Origin of the sequence: Streptomyces rectiviolaceus (assembly GCF_039533825.1) — a bacterium.
Lineage (GTDB): Bacteria > Actinomycetota > Actinomycetes > Streptomycetales > Streptomycetaceae > Streptomyces > Streptomyces rectiviolaceus.
In genome coordinates this window covers 1-20,198 of record NZ_BAAAUG010000036.1, presented here as the reverse complement: position 1 = coordinate 20,198, position 20,198 = coordinate 1, and the positions used below count along the sequence as shown (strand labels likewise).

At 70.1% G+C, this 20,198-nt stretch carries 22 protein-coding genes and 1 riboswitch; of the genes, 11 read left to right on the top strand and 11 right to left on the bottom strand.

Annotated features, from left to right (window positions below; all coding sequences use genetic code 11):
• The first annotated feature begins 125 nt into the window (after positions 1–125).
• The 6 genes from ABD378_RS12080 to ABD378_RS12055 all read left to right on the top strand — a co-directional run bounded on the left by ABD378_RS12080 (position 126) and on the right by ABD378_RS12055 (position 4,034).
• The gene (locus ABD378_RS12080; RefSeq protein ID WP_344520640.1) at positions 126–305 is read left to right on the top strand and encodes a hypothetical protein; all 180 of its coding nucleotides are present in this window, start codon (positions 126–128) and stop codon (positions 303–305) included.
• Between the two features lie 290 nt (positions 306–595).
• Positions 596–904, top strand: a complete 309-nt coding sequence (locus ABD378_RS12075) for a hypothetical protein (protein WP_344520639.1) — start codon at positions 596–598, stop codon at positions 902–904.
• The gene (locus ABD378_RS12070; RefSeq protein WP_344520638.1) at positions 901–2,256 is read left to right on the top strand and encodes a hypothetical protein; all 1,356 of its coding nucleotides are present in this window, start codon (positions 901–903) and stop codon (positions 2,254–2,256) included. The genes ABD378_RS12075 and ABD378_RS12070 overlap by 4 nt, the downstream gene beginning before the upstream one ends.
• A 65-nt stretch (positions 2,257–2,321) precedes the next feature.
• Positions 2,322–2,735 (top strand): hypothetical protein, encoded by a 414-nt coding sequence (locus tag ABD378_RS12065; RefSeq protein WP_344520637.1) that lies wholly within the window; start codon positions 2,322–2,324, stop codon positions 2,733–2,735.
• Complete coding sequence (locus ABD378_RS12060; protein ID WP_344520636.1) at positions 2,722–3,354, top strand: hypothetical protein; 633 nt, start codon at positions 2,722–2,724, stop codon at positions 3,352–3,354. The genes ABD378_RS12065 and ABD378_RS12060 overlap by 14 nt, the downstream gene beginning before the upstream one ends.
• 41 nt (positions 3,355–3,395) lie before the next feature.
• The gene (locus ABD378_RS12055; RefSeq protein ID WP_344520635.1) at positions 3,396–4,034 is read left to right on the top strand and encodes a hypothetical protein; all 639 of its coding nucleotides are present in this window, start codon (positions 3,396–3,398) and stop codon (positions 4,032–4,034) included.
• A gap of 35 nt (positions 4,035–4,069) precedes the next feature.
• Here the strand turns inward: ABD378_RS12055 and ABD378_RS12050 are convergent, their stop codons facing one another.
• Positions 4,070–5,434: a peptidase C39 family protein gene (locus ABD378_RS12050; RefSeq protein WP_344520634.1), complete on the bottom strand. Its 1,365-nt coding sequence runs from the start codon at positions 5,432–5,434 to the stop codon at positions 4,070–4,072.
• A 205-nt stretch (positions 5,435–5,639) separates the two neighbouring features.
• Between ABD378_RS12050 and ABD378_RS12045 the strand changes: the two genes are divergently transcribed.
• Entirely contained in the window at positions 5,640–6,284 is a 645-nt protein-coding gene (locus tag ABD378_RS12045; RefSeq protein WP_344520632.1) for a uridine kinase family protein, read from the top strand.
• Positions 6,285–6,717: 433 nt separating this feature from the next.
• Positions 6,718–8,589: an AAA family ATPase gene (locus ABD378_RS12040; protein ID WP_344520631.1), complete on the top strand. Its 1,872-nt coding sequence runs from the start codon at positions 6,718–6,720 to the stop codon at positions 8,587–8,589.
• 18 nt (positions 8,590–8,607) lie between these two features.
• Here the strand turns inward: ABD378_RS12040 and ABD378_RS12035 are convergent, their stop codons facing one another.
• The 10 genes from ABD378_RS12035 to ribD all read right to left on the bottom strand — a co-directional run bounded on the left by ABD378_RS12035 (position 8,608) and on the right by ribD (position 17,126).
• Positions 8,608–9,684, bottom strand: a complete 1,077-nt coding sequence (locus tag ABD378_RS12035) for a hemolysin family protein (protein ID WP_344520630.1) — start codon at positions 9,682–9,684, stop codon at positions 8,608–8,610.
• Positions 9,681–11,069, bottom strand: coding sequence for a hemolysin family protein (locus tag ABD378_RS12030; RefSeq protein ID WP_344520629.1), 1,389 nt, complete (start codon positions 11,067–11,069; stop codon positions 9,681–9,683). The genes ABD378_RS12035 and ABD378_RS12030 overlap by 4 nt, the downstream gene beginning before the upstream one ends.
• Before the next feature lie 198 nt (positions 11,070–11,267).
• A complete protein-coding gene (locus tag ABD378_RS12025) occupies positions 11,268–11,705 on the bottom strand; it encodes a PH domain-containing protein (RefSeq protein WP_344520628.1) in 438 nt (145 codons plus the stop codon).
• Positions 11,706–11,728: 23 nt separating this feature from the next.
• Positions 11,729–12,577 (bottom strand): ATP phosphoribosyltransferase, encoded by an 849-nt coding sequence (gene hisG / locus ABD378_RS12020; protein ID WP_344520627.1) that lies wholly within the window; start codon positions 12,575–12,577, stop codon positions 11,729–11,731.
• 67 nt (positions 12,578–12,644) lie between these two features.
• On the bottom strand, positions 12,645–12,917 hold the full coding sequence (locus tag ABD378_RS12015) for a phosphoribosyl-ATP diphosphatase (protein ID WP_135330016.1): 273 nt from the start codon (positions 12,915–12,917) through the stop codon (positions 12,645–12,647).
• A 35-nt stretch (positions 12,918–12,952) separates the two neighbouring features.
• Positions 12,953–13,438 (bottom strand): 6,7-dimethyl-8-ribityllumazine synthase, encoded by a 486-nt coding sequence (gene ribH, locus ABD378_RS12010; RefSeq protein ID WP_160503731.1) that lies wholly within the window; start codon positions 13,436–13,438, stop codon positions 12,953–12,955.
• Positions 13,439–13,503: 65 nt separating this feature from the next.
• A complete protein-coding gene (locus tag ABD378_RS12005; protein ID WP_344520624.1) occupies positions 13,504–14,802 on the bottom strand; it encodes a bifunctional 3,4-dihydroxy-2-butanone-4-phosphate synthase/GTP cyclohydrolase II in 1,299 nt (432 codons plus the stop codon).
• Complete coding sequence (locus tag ABD378_RS12000) at positions 14,799–15,386, bottom strand: nicotinamide mononucleotide transporter family protein (RefSeq protein ID WP_344520680.1); 588 nt, start codon at positions 15,384–15,386, stop codon at positions 14,799–14,801. The genes ABD378_RS12005 and ABD378_RS12000 overlap by 4 nt, the downstream gene beginning before the upstream one ends.
• 56 nt (positions 15,387–15,442) lie before the next feature.
• Entirely contained in the window at positions 15,443–16,069 is a 627-nt protein-coding gene (locus ABD378_RS11995) for a riboflavin synthase (protein WP_344520622.1), read from the bottom strand.
• Position 16,070: 1 nt separating this feature from the next.
• A complete protein-coding gene (gene ribD, locus ABD378_RS11990) occupies positions 16,071–17,126 on the bottom strand; it encodes a bifunctional diaminohydroxyphosphoribosylaminopyrimidine deaminase/5-amino-6-(5-phosphoribosylamino)uracil reductase RibD (protein WP_344520621.1) in 1,056 nt (351 codons plus the stop codon).
• A gap of 219 nt (positions 17,127–17,345) precedes the next feature.
• Positions 17,346–17,476, bottom strand: a riboswitch (FMN riboswitch).
• Positions 17,477–17,607: 131 nt separating this feature from the next.
• Here ribD and ABD378_RS11985 point away from each other — a divergent pair.
• From ABD378_RS11985 to ABD378_RS11975, 3 genes are all read left to right on the top strand, one after another.
• Complete coding sequence (locus ABD378_RS11985; protein WP_344520620.1) at positions 17,608–18,507, top strand: RNA polymerase sigma-70 factor; 900 nt, start codon at positions 17,608–17,610, stop codon at positions 18,505–18,507.
• A 72-nt stretch (positions 18,508–18,579) separates the two neighbouring features.
• A complete protein-coding gene (locus ABD378_RS11980; RefSeq protein ID WP_344520619.1) occupies positions 18,580–19,329 on the top strand; it encodes an SDR family oxidoreductase in 750 nt (249 codons plus the stop codon).
• Positions 19,326–20,123, top strand: a complete 798-nt coding sequence (locus ABD378_RS11975) for a hypothetical protein (protein ID WP_344520618.1) — start codon at positions 19,326–19,328, stop codon at positions 20,121–20,123. The genes ABD378_RS11980 and ABD378_RS11975 overlap by 4 nt, the downstream gene beginning before the upstream one ends.
• Positions 20,124–20,198: the final 75 nt, after the last annotated feature.

The following is a 20,198-nucleotide window of genomic DNA, read 5'->3' as shown; positions in this document are numbered from 1 at the left end:
GTGTCCATCGCCCATAGTCCATAGTCCGGCGGCGTTCGTGTGAAGTGGCCTGTCGGAGGCCTGGGCGGCGGGGTCCGTGGGTGAGCGGTGTCTACGTTGGGCCTCCCGCCGAACTGGGAGGTCTCATGTCGGACCACGAGCAGGAGCAGGAGCAGAAGCGACCGGAATTGCTGGGCACGGAGATGCGGGAGGCGACGCTGCCCGACGGCTCTCAGGCGGTGATCGTCGTGAGGGCCGGCACACCCCAGACCGAGGTGGACGAGAAGGCCGCCCGCATGCGGCGGGGCACACCCGAGGCGAAGTAGCCCGTTCCGGACGACGGCCCCTCCCACACGCGTGGGAGGGGCCGTCGCGCTGCCACACTGGTTCAGCCGTCTGTTCCCCGGCCCGATCAACGTGCTAGGGCTGATGACTCAACGGCCCATGGCTGATGATCGGATCAGCCATGTCGGCTACCATCCCCCGGGAGTCTCGCCGGGGCTGGGACAGATGGTGTGGGTGCCCGCCATTACCCCTCCGGCGGTCCAGGTCATGAACTGAACATGCTCTGCGCCTGCCGAGTGCGGCGGTAGACAGGCCACGGGAGGGGAGAGCCGTGTTCGGTAGCAACCTCACGGTCGACTATGAGTTCTTGAACAGCTGCGAACGCCAACTCGGCAATTTGCGCTCGACGTTCAAGGACATCGAGAACCGTCGCGACGACATGGAAAAGCACTGGGGTGCCGGGAGCATCGCGGACGCCATGGGTGATTTCGTAGACAACTGGGACGACTACCGCACCAGGCTCATCGAGGGCCTGGAGTCGACCGGCAAGCTCGTCGCAGAGACGAAGAAGTCGTTCGAGAAACTGGACGAGGAGCTCGCCAAGCAGAGCAAGGGCAAGGGCAAGGAGAAGGGCCAGTGAGCACCGCGGCCTCGAAGCGCCGCCCCGTCGACTGGCAGCCGCTGTGCGAGGCCGACCCCGTTCCCGGCGACCCGGAGGAGATCCGGGAAGAGGTCCGGCACATGGTCTCGGTCGCCGAGAAGCTGCGTAAGCAGGCGCGAAACCTCAAGACCATCTCGGACGAGGACAGGCTCAAGGGAAAGTACGTCCAGCGTCTGCGCGAGGACTCCGGCACGCTGGAGAAGCACATGCGGGAGGTGGCCTCCCGGTACGAGCGGGTCCACGGACACCTCACCAAGTGGGCGAACAAACTGGAGGACCACCAGGGCGACGCCGACCGGATTCTGCGCGAGGCCAAGGAGAAGCACGCAGAGGCCGAGCGGGAGAAGGCCAAGGACGCCGAGAAGGCGGACGAGGACAAGAAGCCGAACCCGTCCGTGAGCGGAACTGATCACGACCCGCTGCAGACGTACAGATCTCGGCTGGGCACCGTCACCGGGGACCGCGACAGCGACGCCAGCCACTACGCAGGAAAAATCAACGATGAGATCGACGACGTCATCGAGGACTCGTGGTGGGACGACGTCAAGGGCTGGGCCCATGACAACGCGGACCTGATCAAGGCCTTCATCGATGTTCTCGGCTGGGTGGCGACGTTTGCGGGCTTCCTGGCGCTCGCCATTCCCGGCCTGAACCTGCTCGTCCTGGGCATCGCGGCGCTCACTATCGGACTGAGACTCCTTTTGGTGGCATCCGGCGACGCCACCTGGACGGATGTCATTTTCGACGTCGTGGGTGGGCTGCTCGTGGTGGGTGGCCTCGGGGCCGCCGCGAAGCTCGCCAGCGGCGCCAAGGCCACCGTCGGGGCTGCTCAGGCCGCCCGGACCGCCGGCCTGAGCAGAGGGCTCAGCGGCGTCAAGGGGGTCATGGACGACATGGGGCGTGCGATGAACAAACTGCCGCAAGGACCAGGGCGGCAGGTCATCGCGACGAGCCGAAATGCCATCCGCAAGTCCATCTCCCAGAACGTCGGCCTGGTGGCCAAGGGGCCGCTGAGGGTCAGCCCGCTGTCTACGCTGGTGCACCTCGGCGACAAGGAGATGGCCGGCATGGCGAAGATGTTGCAGGCGAACAAGGCCGCCTTCCCGGAAGCTGCGGGGGCCGCCGCGGACAAGGCGTACAGGTCTTACCAGGTGGGCCTCGGCGTCGCCTGGACCGGCATGGGAATGGACGTCACGGACAAGGTGCTGGGCAAGAGCGACCTGACGAGCTGGACGCACGAAAACCTCGGGACCGGCGAGAAGCCGTACAACCAGGGGTACTCCGACTGGAAGGACAACACCCTGAAGCCCGCCCCCGACACCCACTGGTAGCGACGCGGATTCCTGGAGCGACGTATCCCGCTGCCTCAACCGCAATTCACCCCTGAGGAACGAGCATGGACCTGCACTCGGCGCAACGCATTGCCGAGGCCGAAGCCGCCCGCACCGGCCTCGGCACCGGCCCCAACCGGCGGCTCCGGCTGACCCTGTTCATCGGAATGCCGCTGGTCTTTCCGGTGATCGGAATCATGATTCTTGTGCCGAAGTTCCTGAGGGACGACGTTCTTTACGTCTATGAGGCCGGGATCATCGGCTGCCTCCTGCACTACGTCTGGGTCTTCGCGAAGTACCCCCGGTACGCGGGCCGGTCGCCTTACCTCACCCGGGATCTCGCCATGGGCGGCGGCTTCTTCCTGCCCTCGTTGATGCTCGGCTTCTGGCCGGGCATGATCGCCGCCCCGGCGTGGGCGCTCTTCGTCGGCGTTGCCTATGCCGTGGAAGGGATGCGGGAGCACCGTGACCACCGCTGAGCACCGCCGGGCCCCGACCGGCTTCAATCTGGTGCCGCCGCCCGGCTGGGACGTGATTCCGCTGCACACGGGTACCCAGGAAGCGATGGACCTCATCGTCCGCAAGGCCATCGCACAGCTGCCCGTCGGCTTTCCCAAGGACGACATTCCGAAGGCCCGGCTGAAGCTCACCCAGGAGATGAAGAAGGTCGTCCGCCGGGCCGGCGCCAAGGGGGGAATGACCCTCTACCTCCCCACCGAACGCCTGCACGGCGTCGCGCTGCCCGTCTCGATCATTGCCTCCGAACCGATCGAGATTCCGAGGGTCAGGCCCGACAGCGGCCCAGAAGCGGTGCTGCTCGCGCTCGCCTCCGAGACCTCCGGAGCCGAGATGCGGGAGCTCGACGACACGGCGGCCCTGCGCTCGGAGCGAGATGTCCCCGCCGACGCCGCTCAGGGCATCGACGTCGCTCACCGCCAGGCCGAGTACTTTGTGCCGATCCCTGACAGCACCCCCGACCAGTACCTCACCTTCTCCTTCAGCGCCCTGATCGCGCCCGGCTCGGATCCCGCCTTCTACGACACCCTCGTGGAACTGTTCGACGCCGTCATGGGCACCTTCCGCTGGAGCTATGCCTGAAGGCTTTCCCCCCGCCCGCGCCCCGACGAAAGAGACTGCTCATGTCTGACGGCCCCCTCTGGAGCGCCGACCTCGGCGCGCTCCACATCGACACGGATGCCAACCAAGGCCTCTGGGGCTATCTGCACCTCCAGATCGACAACAAGACCTTCAAGGAATGGTTGAACGAGTTCTTGCCCGGCCTGGCCGCCATCCACGGCACCGAACTCACCCGCAAGCTCCGCCGCTTCCACAAGAGCTTCTACGAGCAGACGATCGTGACGCTCCGGGACAAGCTCCAGGCCGACGAGGCGTTCATCTACCACCCCGTTCCGCTGACCTACATGCCGCTGGTGATGCACGCCACCCGCATCCACTGCGACGCCCCTGACGCGGGCTCCTGCGAGGGCATGGCAGCGCCCACCGTGCCTCACCCGGACATCCCCGAGTGGCAGCAGCGAACCGGCAGCGTCGCTTTCGGCTCCCCGTACCTGGGCGCGGACGGGGTCCGGGTCACCCGTTCCTATCCCGCGGACAGCAGCATCATGATGACCTCGGTGACGTACCACTGGCACACCCCGCCCGGCATCCCCGACGTCTGCCTCCGTGGGCACCACGACGATCCGGAAGTGATCGCCGCGGCCATGGAGCCCCTGGACGACTTCGCGCGGACGCTCCGGCTTCCCGGGGCGGCTCTGTGACGGGGCCGCCGGAAGCTGTGGTCCGCCGCCCAGGGTCAGCGGATCCCCACGTCGGCCAGCGCCGCCTTCTGCTTGGCGCTGAGCTTCGTCGGGAAGTACAGGTAGCAGACGCCTCCCGTGCCGGAGACGACCTTCCCCGTGGAGTTGTAGCGCTTGGTCCTGAGCCAGATGTTCTCCCACTCGCGCCGCTTGTAGACCCGCCGCACCGCCGAATTGCTCGGTGAGGCAGGGTCGTTGGCGATGACGTCGCCCTTCGACGTGAAGCCGATCACCGTCATCAGGTGGCCCGCCGTGCCGTAACCGGCACCCGTCAGCTCCTCCTTGAGGAACGACTGGGACGTTATGGCCGGGATGCCCGCGGCGATCAGCGACTCCAGCTCGGTGAGCGAGGCGAGGCGGGTGACGACGCCCTGCATGTCCTTGTACGTGGATGCGTACGCCGCGTTGAAGGGCCAGTTGCCGCAGCCCGCGTACTGGTAGTCGAAGGTGTACCGGGCCGCGTGGCACACCTGGGGGTCGGCGTAGGAGGGGTCGACCCAGGCGAGGTCGTCCGCGGTCGGCCTGCGGCCCCAGAACTCGATGATCATCTGCGAGGAGGTGGGGCTGCACCAGGCCTCGCCGCCGTTGTCGTACTCCGGATACTGGCCGACGTGGGTCTCCTGCGAGTAGCGCGGGACCGTCAGCTCCTTGGTGAGCCCCGGCGTGGACGCCGGGACGGTGAAGCGGTCGGGGACCGCGGAGGCCATCGCGCCGAGCCGCCACACCGTGGGCGTCGCCGTGGCGCCCGGCTTGCGGTACAGGGTCAGGCGCAGGCGGTACGAGACGAGGCGAAGACCCGTCGTCGTGTCGTCGATGGAGAAGGTGTCCGTCCAGATGCTGGACTTGCCGTCGCTCTGGTCGTCGACCGACGTACGGCGGATGTCCTTCTCCTTGTCGTCGCCCGAGGTCCAGCGGCCGAGGACGTACCAGGGAGTTTTCGCCTCGTCCGAGTACGTTCCCTGGAGCTCGACCTGGAGCCACGTCCCAGTGGGCGTGCGGGCGTTCCAGGAGGCGACGACCTCCGTCGCGGGGACGGCGGGGCGGTGCACGGGCGAGGTCCACCGGGCGTACTCCCAGGTGGCGGTCTTGCCGGTGTGCGGATCGGGGTAGTCGGTGCGTCCTGCGGCCTCGGCGATCTCCACGGCGGGGCGGGCTCCGGAGACGGCACGGGTGCCGTTCGCGGTGCCGGCGCTCCAGTCCGCGTGCGAGGTCCAGAAGCGGTTGCTCACCGGCCGCTTCGCGCGCGGGGCGCCGCTGAGGCCGCCCGACGCGAGCACGGGGGTCGCCGTGGCGGCCACGGCGGCGTCGACTGCGGCCGCGGCGAGGACGGTTCTGCGGGACATGTCATCAGCTCGGTCCATGGCGGGACCCCCAGTCGACGTGGGTTCCGGACGGATCCGGAAGGGGCAGGTCAGGTGCACGGCGGTAGGCCAACTATGGCTGGTCCACGCCGACTTCTGCCAGCGCTTCGACCACCACAGCGTCTGTCAATATTGGCCTCGACCACTGGCGTGAGCTGCGACGGCGCGCGGAGTCGAGGATTCCGCACCCGTACGCTTGCCCGTGATGACCGCACACGCCACTCCCCTGCCCCACGTCGCCGCGGAACTGCAGCGCCTGTCACCCTCCTGCGGCCCCGTCCGCCTCGTCGCCGTCGACGGGCACGCGGGCTCGGGCAAGTCGACCTTCGCCGACCGCCTCGCCGAGGCACTGGGCGGTGCGCCCGTCCTGCGCCTCGACGACATCGCGAGCCACGACGCGCTGTTCGACTGGACGGAGCGGCTGCGGCGGCAGGTCATCGTGCCGCTCTCACACGGCGAAACGGCGCACTACGAGACGTACGACTGGAACGCGCGCCGCTTCGGCCCCGAGACCCGCACCCTGCCGGCCGCGCCCGTGGTCCTCGTCGAGGGGGTCGGCGCGGGCCGCCGGGCACTGCGCCCGTTCCTGGCGTGGCTGCTGTGGATGGACCTGCCACGCGATGAGGCCTGGGGCCGGGGGCGCCACCGGGACGGAACGGTCCAGAGCGACTTCTGGGACGGGTGGGAGCCCGCGGAGCGCCGGCACTTCGCACAAGACCCCTCAAGACCCTTTGCTCAGTCTTTGGTGCGACAGTGGCGCGAGGGATATGAGGTGCTGCAGGGGCCGAACGAGACGGCCACAGAGGACCAAGCCGTCACACAGAGTGAGGGACCAGAGGCGGTGCGCTGAACCCGCGGAAAGCGACTTCCGGAAGTTCTCACGAGTTTCCATGAGTGCCTCAACTCGGCTTGACCGAGGGCCCTTACAGGACTTACGTTCTGATTGTGCGGCCTTTCGGGGCCGCCCGCAGACGCGAAGCCCCCGGTTGTTCCCCCGTGATCGGGGGCTTCGTTCTGCCCTCCGACCTCGCATTCCGGGCGCTGCGAGCCGCCCTTCGCTCACCCTCGGTGACGACGGGGTCCCCTCTCACCTGCCTGATCCCGCGCTGCGGCACCCTACGGCCGAGCGCTCCCCCGCAGGTACGATGCCTTTCGGTGCGACTTACGGACGGCTGCTCTGCGCACCGGTTCAACGTCCGTCCGCAGCACGGCGGTTCAGCGAAGTTGCCGACGGGCACCGGTCCGGCGGTACACAAACGGGGGCACGGTTTGTGGGGGACGTGATGGACTTCGACGCGGTGGGCTCACCCGCCCCGGCCGACCTCGCCTGGCTGAGGGGCGTCGACGCCTACACGATGGGCGCATATCCGCAGGCGGAGGAGGAGTTCCGGGCCGCGGTCCGGATGGATCCGGGGATGGCCGACGGCTGGCTCGGCCTGCACGCGCTGCGCATCGACACGACGACGGCGCTGCTTCGGATGTTCCAGCACCGGGACAGGTTCGGGGAACAGCGCACACGACACGGGCGCACGCTCAACTCCTGGTACTGGCTCGGCTGGTGGGTGCAGCCCGTCCTGGAGAGCACCCGCGATCTACTGCTCGCGCATGCCTCGCACTGGCTCGACGGACGCCATGTCCCCGAGCTCGACCGGGCGTTGGCGGGACTGCCGCCGGTCGACGCGGATCCGCAGGTGCGGTTCCTGCACGCCTGCCGCTCCTATCTGGTCAAGGACTGGGAGCAGTTGGTCCGGCACACGGACTCGCTGATCGACGACGCGATGCTGGGCATCGAGGCAGGCCTCTTCGGCGGCATGGCCCGCGTACGCCTGGAGATGTTCGGCCAGGCCGAGCCGCTCCTGTCCGCCGCCCTGATGCGGTGCCGCAGCGAGCAGCCGCAGCGCAAGGAGCTGCGCTACTGGCTGGCCCGCGCGCACGAGGGCACGGGCCGCTCGGCGGCGGCCCTGCCGCTCTACCGCGCGGTGCACCGGGTGGACCCCTCCTTCATGGACACCTCCGCGCGGCTCGCGGCGATCTCCGAGGGCGACGGGTACGACGAGGTCACCGACCTGGCGGCGATCGCCCTGACCGGCTTCGGGCAGGACGTGATGGACGGGCCCGACGGGATGGACCCGCTCTTCGGCACGGAGGGCCGCGACCTGAAGGTCACCGAGCCCGAACTGCCGCCGACCGGCGGCCCGTCCGAGGCCGACTCGGTGCGCGAGAAGGCCGTGATCCCCATCCAGCCGGGACCGCCACAGCTGCCGCCCGGCCCCACCGACCCCGCCCTCCTGGAGGCCGCGCTCGCCGAACTGGAGGGGATGGTCGGGCTCGAACCGGTCAAACGGCAGGTCAAGGCGCTCTCGGCGCAGTTGAACATGGCGCGCCTGCGGGCAGCCCAGGGACTGCCCGTGCAGCCGCCGAAACGACACTTCGTCTTCTCCGGCCCCTCGGGCACCGGCAAGACCACCGTGGCCCGCATTCTGGGGCGCGCGTTCTACGCACTCGGCCTGCTCGGCGGCGACCATCTGGTGGAGGCGCAGCGCGCGGACCTGGTCGGCGAATATCTGGGCCAGACCGCCGTGAAGGCCAACGAGCTGATCGACTCGGCGATCGGCGGCGTCCTCTTCGTGGACGAGGCGTATTCGCTCTCCAACACGGGCTACGGCAAGGGCGACGCATACGGCGACGAGGCCCTCCAGGTCCTCCTCAAGCGCGCCGAGGACAACCGCGACCACCTGGTCGTGATCCTCGCCGGCTACCCCGAGGGCATGGACCGCCTCCTGGCCGCCAATCCCGGACTCTCGTCCCGCTTCACGACCCGCGTCGACTTCCCCTCGTACCGCCCCCTGGAACTCACCTCCATCGGCGAGGTCCTGGCCGCCGACAACGGCGACGTGTGGGACGAGGAGGCGCTCGACGAGCTGCGCTCCATCAGCGGGCACGTCGTCGACCAAGCCTGGATCGACGAGCTGGGCAACGGCCGCTTCCTGCGCACGCTCTACGAGAAGAGCTGCGCCTACAGGGACCTGCGGCTCTCCGGCTATCCCGGCGAGCCGAGCCGCGACGACTTGTCGACACTGCGGCTGCCCGACCTGATGCAGGCGTACGGAGAGGTGCTTTCGGGGCGGGGGCCGCAGAGCCCGCCAGGGATCTGAGGCCCCCGCCCCGCATGCTCACACCAGGGCGCCGTCCCGGGCTTCCTGAGGCTTGCGGGGCACGGAGACCCGGTGCGCCGGGTCACGGACCTCGCCGACCAGGAGCTCAAGGACGTCCTCCAGGGCGACCAGGCCGAGCACCTTGCCCGAGGCGTCGGCGACCTGTGCCAGATGCGTCGCGGCCCGGCGCATCACCGTCAGGGCGTCGTCCAGGGGGAGTTCGGCGCGCAGCGTCGTCATCGGGCGCCAGACCTGCTGCGGCACCGCCCGGTCCGTGTCCGCGCCCTCGGTGAGATCGAGTACGTCCTTCACGTGCAGGTAGCCCATGAAGGCGCCGTTCTCCGCGCAGACCGGGAAGCGTGAGTACCCGGTGCGCCCGGTGAGTTCGATGACCTGGGACGGGGTGACCCCGGCGCCCACGGTCACCAGTGAGGCCCGGTCGAGCAGGACGTCCGTCACCGGGCGCGAGCCCAGCTCCAGGGCGTCCTCCAGGCGCTCCTGCTCCTCGGGGTCGAGCAGTCCCGCCTGGCCCGAGTCACCGACGAGCCGGTTGAGCTGCTCACTTGTGAAGACTGCCTCGACCTCGTCCTTGGGCTCCACCCGGAAGAGCTTCAGGACGAGCCGCGCGCACGCCCCGAGCGCCACCGTGACCGGACGGCAGAGACGGGCGAAGGCGACGAGGCCGGGACTGAACCAGAGCGCCGTCTTCTCCGGGGCGGCCATCGCGAGGTTCTTCGGGACCATCTCGCCGATGACGAGGTGGAGGAAGACGACCACGGCGAGCGCGATGGCGTACCCGAGCGGATGAATCGCCCCTTCGGGGATGTGCGCCGCCTCGAAGACGGGCTCCAGGAGATGCGCGACGGTGGGTTCGGCGACCGCGCCGAGCGTCAGCGAGCACATGGTGATGCCGAACTGGGCGGCCGCCATCATCTGCGGCAGATGTTCCAGGCCGTAGAGGACCTGGCGGGCCCGCTTGGTGGCCAGTGGTTCGATCTGGCTGCGGCGCACGGAGACGAGCGCGAACTCGGCCCCCACGAAGAAGCCGTTGGCGAGGACGAGCAGGAGGGCGAACAGGAGTTGGAGCATGCTCATCGGGCGGCCTCCGCCACGCTCATGGCTTCTGTTGCGGCTGGGGCTTCTGTTGCGGCTGTGGCTTCCGTTGCGGCTGTGGCTTCCGGGGCCCGTACGAGCCGTACCCGCTCGGCGCGGTAGTGGTCGACCTGGCGCACCGCGAGCCGCCAGCCCGGGAGTTCGGCCCGGTCACCGGGGGCGGGGATGCGGCCGAGCAGATCGGCGACGAGTCCGGCCACGGTCTCGTACGGCCCCTCGGGGACGTCGAGTCCTATCCGCTGGAGCGTGTCGACCCGGCAGCTGCCGTCGGCGTCCCACGCGGGGCGGCCGTCCTCGGCCGGTGCCACGGCGAGTTCGGGCAGGTCGAGGAGGTCGTGCTCGTCGCGGACCTCGCCGACGAGCTCCTCGACGATGTCCTCCAGGGTGACCACACCGGCCGTGCCGCCGTACTCGTCGACGACGACCGCTATCGGCTGTTCACTGCGCAACTGCTCCAGGAGCTGCTGCACGGGCAGCGTCTGCGGGACCAGAAGAGGCGCCTGCGCGATGCGGCCGACGGGCGCTCTCAGGCGCTCGTGGGCCGGGACCGCGAGGGCGTCCTTGAGGTGCACCATGCCGACGATCTCGTCGATGCGCTCGCGGTACACGGGGAAGCGCGAGAGCCCGGTGGCGCGGGTCAGGTTCACCACGTCCTCGGCGGTGGCCGACGTCTGCAGCGCGCTGACCTTCACGCGCGGGGTCATGACGTGCTGCGCGGTCAGCTCGCCGAGGGAGAGCGCGCGGACGAACAGGTCCGCGGTGTCCTGTTCGAGGGTGCCGGCCCGCGCCGAGTGCCGGGCGAGGGAGACCAGTTCGCCGGGGGTGCGGGCCGAGGCCAGCTCTTCGGCGGGCTCGACGCCGAGCAGCCGCACGAGCCGGTTGGCCGTGGCGTTCAGGAGGGAGATCACGGGCCTGAAGAGGCGCGAGAACACATGCTGCGGGCCCGCGACGAACCGCGCGACCTGGAGCGGCTTGGACACCGCCCAGTTCTTCGGGACGAGCTCGCCGATCACCATCTGCACCGCGGACGCGAGAAGCATGCCGACCACTACGGAGACACCCGGTACGGCGCCTTCCGGAAGGCCGGTCGCCGTGAAGGGGCCCGCGAGCAGATGCGCGAGGGCCGGTTCGGCGAGCATGCCGACCACGAGCGAGGTGATGGTGATGCCGAGCTGGGTACCGGAGAGCTGGAAGGACAGCTCCTTGAGGGCGTCGACGACCGTACGGGCCCGTCGGTCGCCGTCGGCGGCGGCCTTCTCGGCGTCCGGGCGCTCCACGGTGACGAGCCCGAACTCGGCGGCCACGAAGAAGCCGTTGGCCAGGATCAGCAGAAATGCCGCCCCGAGAAGCAGCAGGGAAGTCGTCATGCCGCCGCCTCCCTGGTGTGTCCAGTCCCGGTATGTCGGGAGGGGGCGGCGCATGTACTACAGGACGAACCGTCCATCGCCGGAGGGAGTCACTCCTCGGGTAGCAGGAGCCCCTGTGGACCGGGCGGGCCCGACAGGGGCGGGGCGGCACACCATGCGTGCCCCGCCACCAGATTAATCAAGACCCGGCCCGAAACGTCAGCCCTGCGGGCTGCGGGCGTCCGCGAGGGCACGCAGCGCGCGGGCGTCGCTGATGGCCCGCTGCTTGGCGATGCCCGGCTGGATGCCCATGGCCGGGAGGCTGGTGCCGTCGCTGAGGTTGAGGAACACCCACGGGTCGCCGGGGCGCAGGTTGACCTGGACGATCTCGGCCCAGGCCAGGCGCCTGCTGGTGGCGATGTTGACGACGGTCACGCCGGACTCGTCGGCGACGACCTTGGGCCTGCTCAGGAGCAGGAGCACGCCCCAGAGCAGCGCGCCGGTGAGGATGAAACTGAGCCGCTCCCCCGGGCTGAGGGTCGGGATGAGCAGGGCGACGACCGTGAGGACGACGAAGATGGCGGCGCCCGCGGTGATCAGGACGGCCCGGGTCCGGCTCGGCCGGAAGGTGACGGGCAGCGTGGGAAGGTCGGTCATGGCCGGGGTCTCCTGCCGGGTCGTCAGAGGCGGCAGGCGTGAATGGCCGTGGTCAGGATGGCCCGCGCCCCGATGGCGTACAGGTCGTCCATGATCCGCTGGGCCTCCTTGGCCGGGACCATGGAGCGGACGGCGACCCAGCCCTCGTTGTGCAGGGGCGAGATGGTCGGCGATTCGAGGCCCGGGGTGAGGGCGACGGCCTGCTCCAGGTGCTCGGCCCGGCAGTCGTAGTCCATCATCACGTAGGCGCGGGCGACCAGGACGCCCTGCAGGCGGCGCAGGAACTGCTCGACCTTGGGGTCGTCGGTCTCGGCGCCGGTGCGCCGGATGACGACCGCCTCGGACTTCATGATCGGCTCGCCGAACACTTCGAGGCCCGCGTTGCGCAGCGAGGTGCCGGTCTCCACGACGTCCGCGATGACCTGGGCGACACCCAGCTCGATGGCGGTCTCGACGGCGCCGTCCAGGTGGACGACGGAGGCGTCGACGCCGCTGTCGGCGAGGTGCTTGGCGACGATGCCCTCGTACGAGGTCGCGACGGTCTTGCCCGCGAGATCCGCGATGGTGCTCGCCGTGCCCGGCTTCGCCGCGAAGCGGAAGGTGGAGCGTGCGAAGCCGAGCGGCAGGATCGTCTCGGCGTTCGCGCCCGAGTCGATCAGGAGGTCCTGACCGGTGATGCCGATGTCGAGCTTGCCGGCCGAGACATAGATCGCGATGTCCTTGGGCCGGAGGTAGAAGAACTCGACTTCGTTGTCCGGGTCGACGAGGACGAGTTCCTTGGACTCCTTGCGCTGCTGGTATCCGGCCTCATGGAGCATCGCCGACGCAGGTCCGGACAGTGAACCCTTGTTGGGGACGGCGATGCGCAGCATGAGGGCGGATTCCTTTGCGTTCAGGGGAGTCTGAGTCTGGTGACGGGAGCCGGCTGGGGCGTACGGCTCAGAGATGCGCGTACACGTCGTCGAGGGAGATGCCGCGGGCGACCATCATCACCTGCACGTGGTAGAGGAGCTGGGAGATCTCCTCGGCCGCGGCTTCCTTGCCCTCGTGCTCGGCGGCCATCCAGACTTCGGCGGCCTCCTCGACGACCTTCTTGCCGATGGCATGGACGCCCTTGTCCACCAGCTCGGCGGTGCGCGATGTGGCGGGGTCGCCGTTGGCGGCCTTGTGCTGGAGCTCGGCGAAGAGCTCCTCGAAAGTCTTCTTGGACATGATGTCGCTTACTTTACGCGGCTTCCCGACCCCGCTCACCGCCAGGGTTCGGAGATCGTACGCAGCGTGGTCGCGGTGGCGACGGCGGCGGTGACCGCTTCGTGCCCCTTGTCCTCGCGAGAGCCCTCGATGCCCGCCCTGTCCAGGGCCTGCTCCTCGGTGTCACAGGTGAGGACGCCGAAGCCGACGGGGACTCCGGTGTCGATGCTGACCTGGGTCAGGCCCTGGGTGACGCCCTGGCACACGTACTCGAAGTGCGGGGTCCCGCCGCGGATGACGACGCCGAGCGCCACGATCGCGTCGTAGCCACGGCCCGCGAGGACCTTGGCGACGACCGGCAGCTCGAAGCTGCCGGGCACGCGCAGGACGGTCGGCTCGTCGATGCCGAGCTCGTGCAGGGCGCGCAGCGCGCCGTCGACGAGGCCGTCCATGACCTTCTCGTGCCACTGGGCGGCGATCACCGCGACCCGCAGGTCTCCGCAGTTCTTCACGCTCAGTTCGGGTGCACCCTTGCCGCTCACGCGCTTCTCCTGGTTCTCGAATGCCGGTGGATCTTGGAATGCCGGTGGTTCTCGTATGCCGGTACTTACTGATTGCCGCAGGCGGACACCTCAGGGGTGTCGAGCCAGGGCAGGTCGTGCCCCATCCGGTCCCGCTTGGTGCGCAGGTACCGGAGGTTGTGCTCGCCCGCCTGGACCGCCATGGGCTCGCGTCCGGTGACCTTCAGGCCGTGCCGGATCACCGCGTCGGTCTTGTCGGGGTTGTTCGTCATCAGGCGCACGCTGCGGACGCCGAGGTCGTCCAGGATCCTCGCGCCCGCTCCGTAGTCCCGGGCGTCGGCGGGCAGGCCGAGTTCCAGGTTGGCGTCCAGGGTGTCGCTGCCGCGCTCCTGGAGTTCGTAGGCGCGCAGCTTGGAGAGCAGGCCGATGCCGCGCCCCTCGTGGCCGCGGAGGTAGACCACGATGCCGCGTCCCTCGTCCGTGATGCGCCGCATGGACGCCTCCAGCTGGGGACCGCAGTCGCAGCGAAGGGAGTGGAAGACGTCGCCGGTCAGGCACTCGGAGTGGATGCGCACGAGGACGTCGTCGCCCTCGCCGATCTCGCCGTGGACGAGGGCGACGTGCTCGACCCCGTCGACGGTGGAGCGGTAGCCGAACGCCGTGAACTCGCCGAAGGCGGTGGGCAGGCGGACCTCGGCCTCGCGGCGGACCGTCGGCTCGGAGCTGCTGCGGTAGGCGATCAGGTCCTCGATGGAGATGATCGTCAGGCCGTGCTTGCGGGCGAACGGGATCAGCTCCGGCAGGCGGAGCATCGTGCCGTCCTCGCCCGCGATCTCGACGATCGCGCCGGCCGGGCGCAGGCCCGCGAGGCGTGCCAGGTCGACCGCGGCCTCGGTGTGGCCGTTGCGGACCAGGACGCCGCCGGACTTGGCGCGCAGCGGGAAGATGTGTCCTGGCCGCACGAAGTCGGCGGGCTCGTACGTGCCCGCGGCGAGCATCTGGAGCGTGGTGGCGCGGTCGGCGGCCGAGATGCCGGTGCTGACGCCGTGCGCGGCGCTCGCGTCGACGGAGACGGTGAAGGCCGTCCGCATCGACTCGGTGTTGTTCTCGACCATCTGCGGGAGCCGGAGGCGGTCAAGTTCGTCGCCCTCCATGGGCGCGCAGATCAGGCCGCGGCACTCGCTCATCATGAAGGCGATGATCTCGGGCGTCGCCTTCTCGGCCGCGATGACGAGGTCGCCCTCGTTCTCGCGGTCCTCGTCGTCGACGACCACGACGGGCCGCCCTGCGGCGATGTCGCGGATGGCCGCCTCTACGGGGTCGAGTGCGAGGTCCGAGGCGTCTTCTTCGTGACCCGTGCTGTACCAAACAGGTGCCGCAGTCATGCCGGGGCTCCTTCCATGACGGGCTGCGAGGACGCAGAGCGCGACCGCAGCCACCAGTCGCGCATGCCCCACAGGACAAGAGCGAGGTAGATGACGTACACGAGGCCGGAGAAGGCCAGGCCACTGCTGAACGCGAGCGGTACCCCGACCACGTCGACGAGCAGCCAGGCGAACCAGAACTCGACCAGACCGCGGGCCTGGGCGACCATCGCGGCGAGGGTGCCGACGAAAATGTAGGCGTCGGGCCAGGGGTTCCAGGACAGGTCGGGCACGGCGGAGAACAGGGCGCCGACCGCGAGGGTGCCTGCGGCCGTGCCGCCGAGCAGCACCCCGCGCTCCTTCCAGGTCGCGAACCGGACGGCGATGGAGCCGTCCTGTGCCTGCTGCTTGCCGTTGGTCCACAGGCGCCAGCCCCACAGGGCCACGCCGATGACGAGGAGTTGCTTGCCGACACCGCCGGAGAGGTGGGCGGAGGCGTACGCGCCGACGAGGATGACGCCCGACAGGAACTGGGCCGGCCAGGTCCATATGGAGCGCCGCCAACCGAGGGCGAGGGCGATCAGGCCGATGGTGTTGCCCACCATGTCGGACCAGATCACATGCTGCCCGAAGGCCGTGAAGGCTTCGGAGTTGAGCCAGTTCACTTGGTGGCCTCCTGGGCTCCGACCGCGGGGTGTGCGCGGTCGCCGAGCATCCGCTCGACGTACTTCGCGATGATGTCCACCTCGAGGTTGACCGGGTCGCCGGGCTGCTTGATGCCGAGCGTGGTCAGGGCGAGGGTGGTGGGGATGAGGCTGATGGTGAAGTAGTCGGGCCCGGCGTCGACCACCGTCAGGCTGACGCCGTCGACGGTGATGGAGCCCTTCTCCACGACGTAGCGGGAAAGGTCCGCGGGGAGCGAGACCTTGACGATCTCCCAGTTCTCGGAGGGCTTGCGCTCGACGATCTCGCCGGTTCCGTCGACGTGTCCCTGCACGATGTGGCCCCCGAGGCGGTCGCCGACCGCGGTGGGCCGCTCCAGGTTGACCCGCGATCCTGCCGCGAGCGCTCCCAGGCTGGACCGGTTCAGGGTCTCGGCCATCACATCGGCGGTGAACTCGTCGCCCTCGTGCTCCACGACCGTCAGACAGACGCCGTTGACCGCGATGGAGTCGCCGTGCTTCGCGCCGTCGGTGACGACGGGGCCACGGACGCGGAAGCGCGATGCGTCGTCCAGGTTCTCGACGGCGGTGATCTCGCCCAGCTCTTCGACGATTCCGGTGAACACTTCAGTGCTCCTTCGCTACGAGGGTCGCGGTGACGCGCAGATCGGGGCCGATGCGTACGGTCTCGCTCACGTCGAGCCGCAACGCTTCGGTGATGGTCGTGATTCCGCCGCCGGTCAGGGCGGCGGGGCCCGCTCCGAGCAGGACGGGGGCGAGATAGGCGACGACGCGGTCGACGGCGCCCGCGGCGACGAAGGCTCCGGCGAGCGTCGGACCGCCTTCGAGGAGGACGGAACGCACCCCGCGCGCGTGCAGCTCGTCGAGGAGGGCATGGATGTCCAACCCGCCGTCCGCACGCGGGAGTCGCAGCGTCTCCGCCTCGCCCGCGGGGGTCACGTTGTCGGCGACCGCGACGAGCGTGGGCGCCGCGTCGTCCAGGACGCGGGCGCCGGGTGCCACCGCGGTGCCGTTCGTGTCGACGACGACGCGCAGCGGCTGGACGGCGCCTTCGATGCCCCGCACGGCGAGGTGCGGGTCGTCGGCGCGCTGGGTGCCGGAGCCGACGACGACCGCGTCGCACTCGGCGCGCAGGCGGTGGACGTCGGCGCGGGCCTCGGCGGATGTGATCCAGCGGCTGCTGCCGTCGGCCGCGGCGATGCGGCCGTCGAGCGTCGCGGCGTACTTCCAGGTGACGTGCGGGCGGCCGAGCCGCACGGAGGTCAGCCAGGCGGCGTTGCCTGCGGCGGCCTCGTCCTCCAGCAGGCCCGATTCCACGTCGACCCCGGCGGTACGCAGTCGCTGCGCGCCCCCGGTCGCCGCCGGGTTCGGGTCGCCGACCGCGTAGACGACGCGGGCGATCCCGGCGTCGATGAGCGCCTGGGCGCAGGGGCCGGTGCGTCCGGTGTGGTTGCAGGGTTCGAGGGTGACCAGGGCGGTGGCGCCGCGGGCCTCTTCGCCGGCCGCGCGCAGGGCGTGGACCTCGGCGTGCGGGCCGCCCGCGCGCTGGTGGTAGCCCTCGCCGACGGTCTCTCCGGAAGCGTTGATGATCACGCATCCGACGACCGGGTTGGGGCTGGTGGAGCCGAGTCCGAGCGCGGCGAGCGTGATGGCGCGGCGCATGGCGACACGCTCGTGCTCATTCGCTGCGACTGCGGGGGCGCTGGCCACCGGGTCCTCCTGCCTCATAGGGCACGGACTCCGGGGCCTGTCGATGACGACAGAATGTACGGACTGCGGCATCGGGAGCGACGCCGGAAACGAGACCTCTCCCTGGGGAACCCGACAGAGCCGGGTATCCCAAAAACAAGCCACTCGGCGACGTGCACGAATGCCCGCCCGCCGCGCACTGCCTCCCATCCGGACTTTCACCGTCGGTCCAGGAGTTTCACCTGGTCAACCGACCGCTGGAGGCGGCCGGGTCGCGGACTGTAACCGCCGGTTCGGAATTACACCGACCCCGGAGTGCGCTGCTTTTGGTACGAGGCCAGTGTGCCACGCCTGATCGACGCCCATACGGGCGAACCCCTGTGGCCTGGCTCACAGCAGCCAGTGACAGGACTCTGACCGGCGGTGACGAAGGCTCCTCTGGCACGCTGAGCGCGTGACGACCACTGCACTGGCCGATGAATTCGTGTCCCATCGCCCCCGTATGTTCTCGCTCGCCTACCGCATGCTCGGCTCCGCCCAGGAGGCGGAGGACGCCGTTCAGGACGCGTATCTGCGCTGGAGCGGCGCGGACCGCCCGGCCATCGGGCAGCCCGCGGCCTGGCTGGCCAAGGTCGTCACCAACCTCTGTCTGAACAGGCTGACTTCGGCGCGTGCGCGGCGCGAGGAGTACGTGGGGCCCTGGCTCCCGGAGCCGGTCGTCACGTCGGGCGGCGCGCTCGGCCCGCTGGAGTCGGCGGAGCAGCGGGACGCGGTGTCGATGGCGCTGCTGATCCTTCTGGAACGGCTCACGCCGGTGGAGCGCGCGGTGTTCGTGCTGCGGGAGGCGTTCGCCTACAGCCATCGGGACATCGCCGGTGTCCTGGACATCGGCGAGGCCAACTGCCGCCAGCTGTACCGCAGGGCGACGCGGGCGGTGGCCGAGGAGCGGGCGCGGTTCGACGCGGCGGCGGAGCGGCGGGACAGGTTCGTGGAGTCGTTCGTCGCGGCGGCCCGTGAGGGGGATCTCGCGGGCCTGGAGAAGATGCTGGCGGCGGACGTGACGTGGTGGAGCGACGGCGGCGGCAAGGTCACCGCCGCGCGCAGGCCGGTCGTCGGTCGCGACAAGGTGCTGCGGTTCCTGCTGGGCGGCATGAAGAACTTCGCGTACGCCATGGACCTCTCGTACGCCGAGGTCAACGGCGCGACGGCGGTGGTCGCGCGGATGGCGGGGACGGCGGGGACGGTCGTGGGCGTCGCGTCGTTCGTGTTCCGGGACGGCCTGGTCGGCGAGGTGCAGGCGGTGGTCAATCCCGACAAGCTCGTCTTCGTGGCGGGGCAGCTGTCACATTCCTGAGGGCTGCCCGGTTCTCAGCCGGTGAAGGACGTCTGCCCGGCGTCCCGTACCGATCGGCGAAGGAGCCCTGCAATGACCACGATCCTGGTGACCGGCGGCACCGGCACGCTCGGCCGTCCGGTGACCGAGCGGCTGCGCGCGGAGGGCCACGACGTACGCGTCCTGAGCCGCCACGCCCAGCCGTACGCCGTCGACCTGCGCGAGGGCGGGGCCGGGCTCGACGCGGCCGTGGCGGGCGCGGACGTGATCGTGCACTGCGCGACCTCGCCGCGCGGCGGCGACGAGCGGGCCTCGGGTCATCTCGTCGAGGCCGCACGCCGGGCCCGGGTCCCGCACCTGGTCTACATCTCGATCGTCGGCGTGGACCGGGTGCCGCTCGGCTACTACCGCTCGAAGCTCGCCGTCGAGAAGCTGGTCGAGGAGTCGGGCATCGGCTGGACGGTGCTGCGGACCACGCAGTTCCACGATCTGGTGGCCCGGATCCTGGACGCGTCGGCGAAGCTTCCGGTGATGCTGCTGCCCAGGGGCGTCAGCGACCAGCCGATCGAGGTCACCGAAGTCGCGGACCGGCTGGCGGAGTTGGCGCTCGCACCGCCGGCCGGACGGGTCGACGACATGGGAGGCCCCGAGGTGCGAACGCTCCCCGAGCTGGCCCGCGCCTACCTACGGGCGACCGGGAAGCGACGGCCACTGCTGCCGGTGCCGCTCGCGGGGAAGGCGTACCGCGGCATGCGCGAGGGCGGACACCTGACACCCCGACAGGCTGTGGGCAAGGGCACGTTCGAGGAGTTCCTGGCGGTGCAGCGGGGTGGACGACGATGAGCGAGCCCTGCCGGGCGGGTGGGACCGAGCCGCCCTCAGCCGCACGGGGCGAGCCGAACCCTGCGGGCAGCAAGAAGCAGGGCCAATCCGCCGACGGCCCACGTGACCAACGGCCGACGGCACGGAAGGCCTCGGACCGGCGGGCCCCGGACCAGCAGGCCCCGGATCGGCGGACCCCAGCCCGACAGCCCGCGGACCAGCAGAGCCCAAGCCGACAGCCCGCGGACCAACAGGCCTCGGACCGGCGGACCCCGGACCAGCAGCCTGCGGACCGGCACACCTCGGACACCCCGGCCCCGCAGGCCCCCGCAGCAGCCGGACGGCACGGGCGGGGTGCCGGTGAGGGCAGTCGCGCCGTGCGGCGGGCCGGGCATGGCAGTGCGCCGGTTCTCCGCGGCGGGCTGATCTTTCTTGCCGTCACTCAATTCGCCGTCGGATTCTGGCAGTTGCTGGCGCCCCGGTCCTTCTTCGGCGTGCTGTGGGTGTCCACCCTGCCCCCGTACAACGAACACCTGATGCGCGACCTGGGCGCGATGGTGCTTGCGCTCGGGGTGGTCGTGGCGGCGGCCGCGCGGAGCATGGAGCCGCGTCTCGTCGCCGTCGCGCTCGCCGCCGACCTGACCTTCACCGTGCCGCACCTGATCTTCCACTCGGCGCACTCGGGCCACCTGTCAGCCGGGGCGGCAGGCACGCTGCTCGCGCTCCTCGGGGGCGCCGTCCTGCTCCCGGCCTGGCTGCTGCTGCTCGCGGCTAAGGACGTGGGCCGAAAAGATCGTCCTGCGCCGCGTCCCTAGCGGCGAGCAGCGCGCCCCGCAGCACCGCCGAGCCGCCGAGCACGCTCGCCCGCACCTCGGTGCGCAGCGGTGACA

Coding starts and splice junctions, on each gene's coding strand:
- ABD378_RS12035 (WP_344520630.1), bottom strand. CDS start 9,684: ATGAGCATGCTCCAACTCCTGTTCGCCCTCCTGCTCGTCCTCGCCAAC.
- ABD378_RS12000 (WP_344520680.1), bottom strand. CDS start 15,386: ATGGTGGGCAACACCATCGGCCTGATCGCCCTCGCCCTCGGTTGGCGG.
- ABD378_RS12015 (WP_135330016.1), bottom strand. CDS start 12,917: ATGTCCAAGAAGACTTTCGAGGAGCTCTTCGCCGAGCTCCAGCACAAG.
- ABD378_RS11980 (WP_344520619.1), top strand. CDS start 18,580: ATGACCACGATCCTGGTGACCGGCGGCACCGGCACGCTCGGCCGTCCG.
- ABD378_RS12005 (WP_344520624.1), bottom strand. CDS start 14,802: ATGACTGCGGCACCTGTTTGGTACAGCACGGGTCACGAAGAAGACGCC.
- ABD378_RS12080 (WP_344520640.1), top strand. CDS start 126: ATGTCGGACCACGAGCAGGAGCAGGAGCAGAAGCGACCGGAATTGCTG.
- ABD378_RS12055 (WP_344520635.1), top strand. CDS start 3,396: ATGTCTGACGGCCCCCTCTGGAGCGCCGACCTCGGCGCGCTCCACATC.
- ribD (WP_344520621.1), bottom strand. CDS start 17,126: ATGCGCCGCGCCATCACGCTCGCCGCGCTCGGACTCGGCTCCACCAGC.
- ABD378_RS11975 (WP_344520618.1), top strand. CDS start 19,326: ATGAGCGAGCCCTGCCGGGCGGGTGGGACCGAGCCGCCCTCAGCCGCA.
- ABD378_RS12030 (WP_344520629.1), bottom strand. CDS start 11,069: ATGACGACTTCCCTGCTGCTTCTCGGGGCGGCATTTCTGCTGATCCTG.
- ABD378_RS12040 (WP_344520631.1), top strand. CDS start 6,718: ATGGACTTCGACGCGGTGGGCTCACCCGCCCCGGCCGACCTCGCCTGG.
- ABD378_RS12045 (WP_344520632.1), top strand. CDS start 5,640: ATGACCGCACACGCCACTCCCCTGCCCCACGTCGCCGCGGAACTGCAG.
- ABD378_RS12065 (WP_344520637.1), top strand. CDS start 2,322: ATGGACCTGCACTCGGCGCAACGCATTGCCGAGGCCGAAGCCGCCCGC.
- hisG (WP_344520627.1), bottom strand. CDS start 12,577: ATGCTGCGCATCGCCGTCCCCAACAAGGGTTCACTGTCCGGACCTGCG.
- ABD378_RS12025 (WP_344520628.1), bottom strand. CDS start 11,705: ATGACCGACCTTCCCACGCTGCCCGTCACCTTCCGGCCGAGCCGGACC.
- ABD378_RS12050 (WP_344520634.1), bottom strand. CDS start 5,434: ATGGACCGAGCTGATGACATGTCCCGCAGAACCGTCCTCGCCGCGGCC.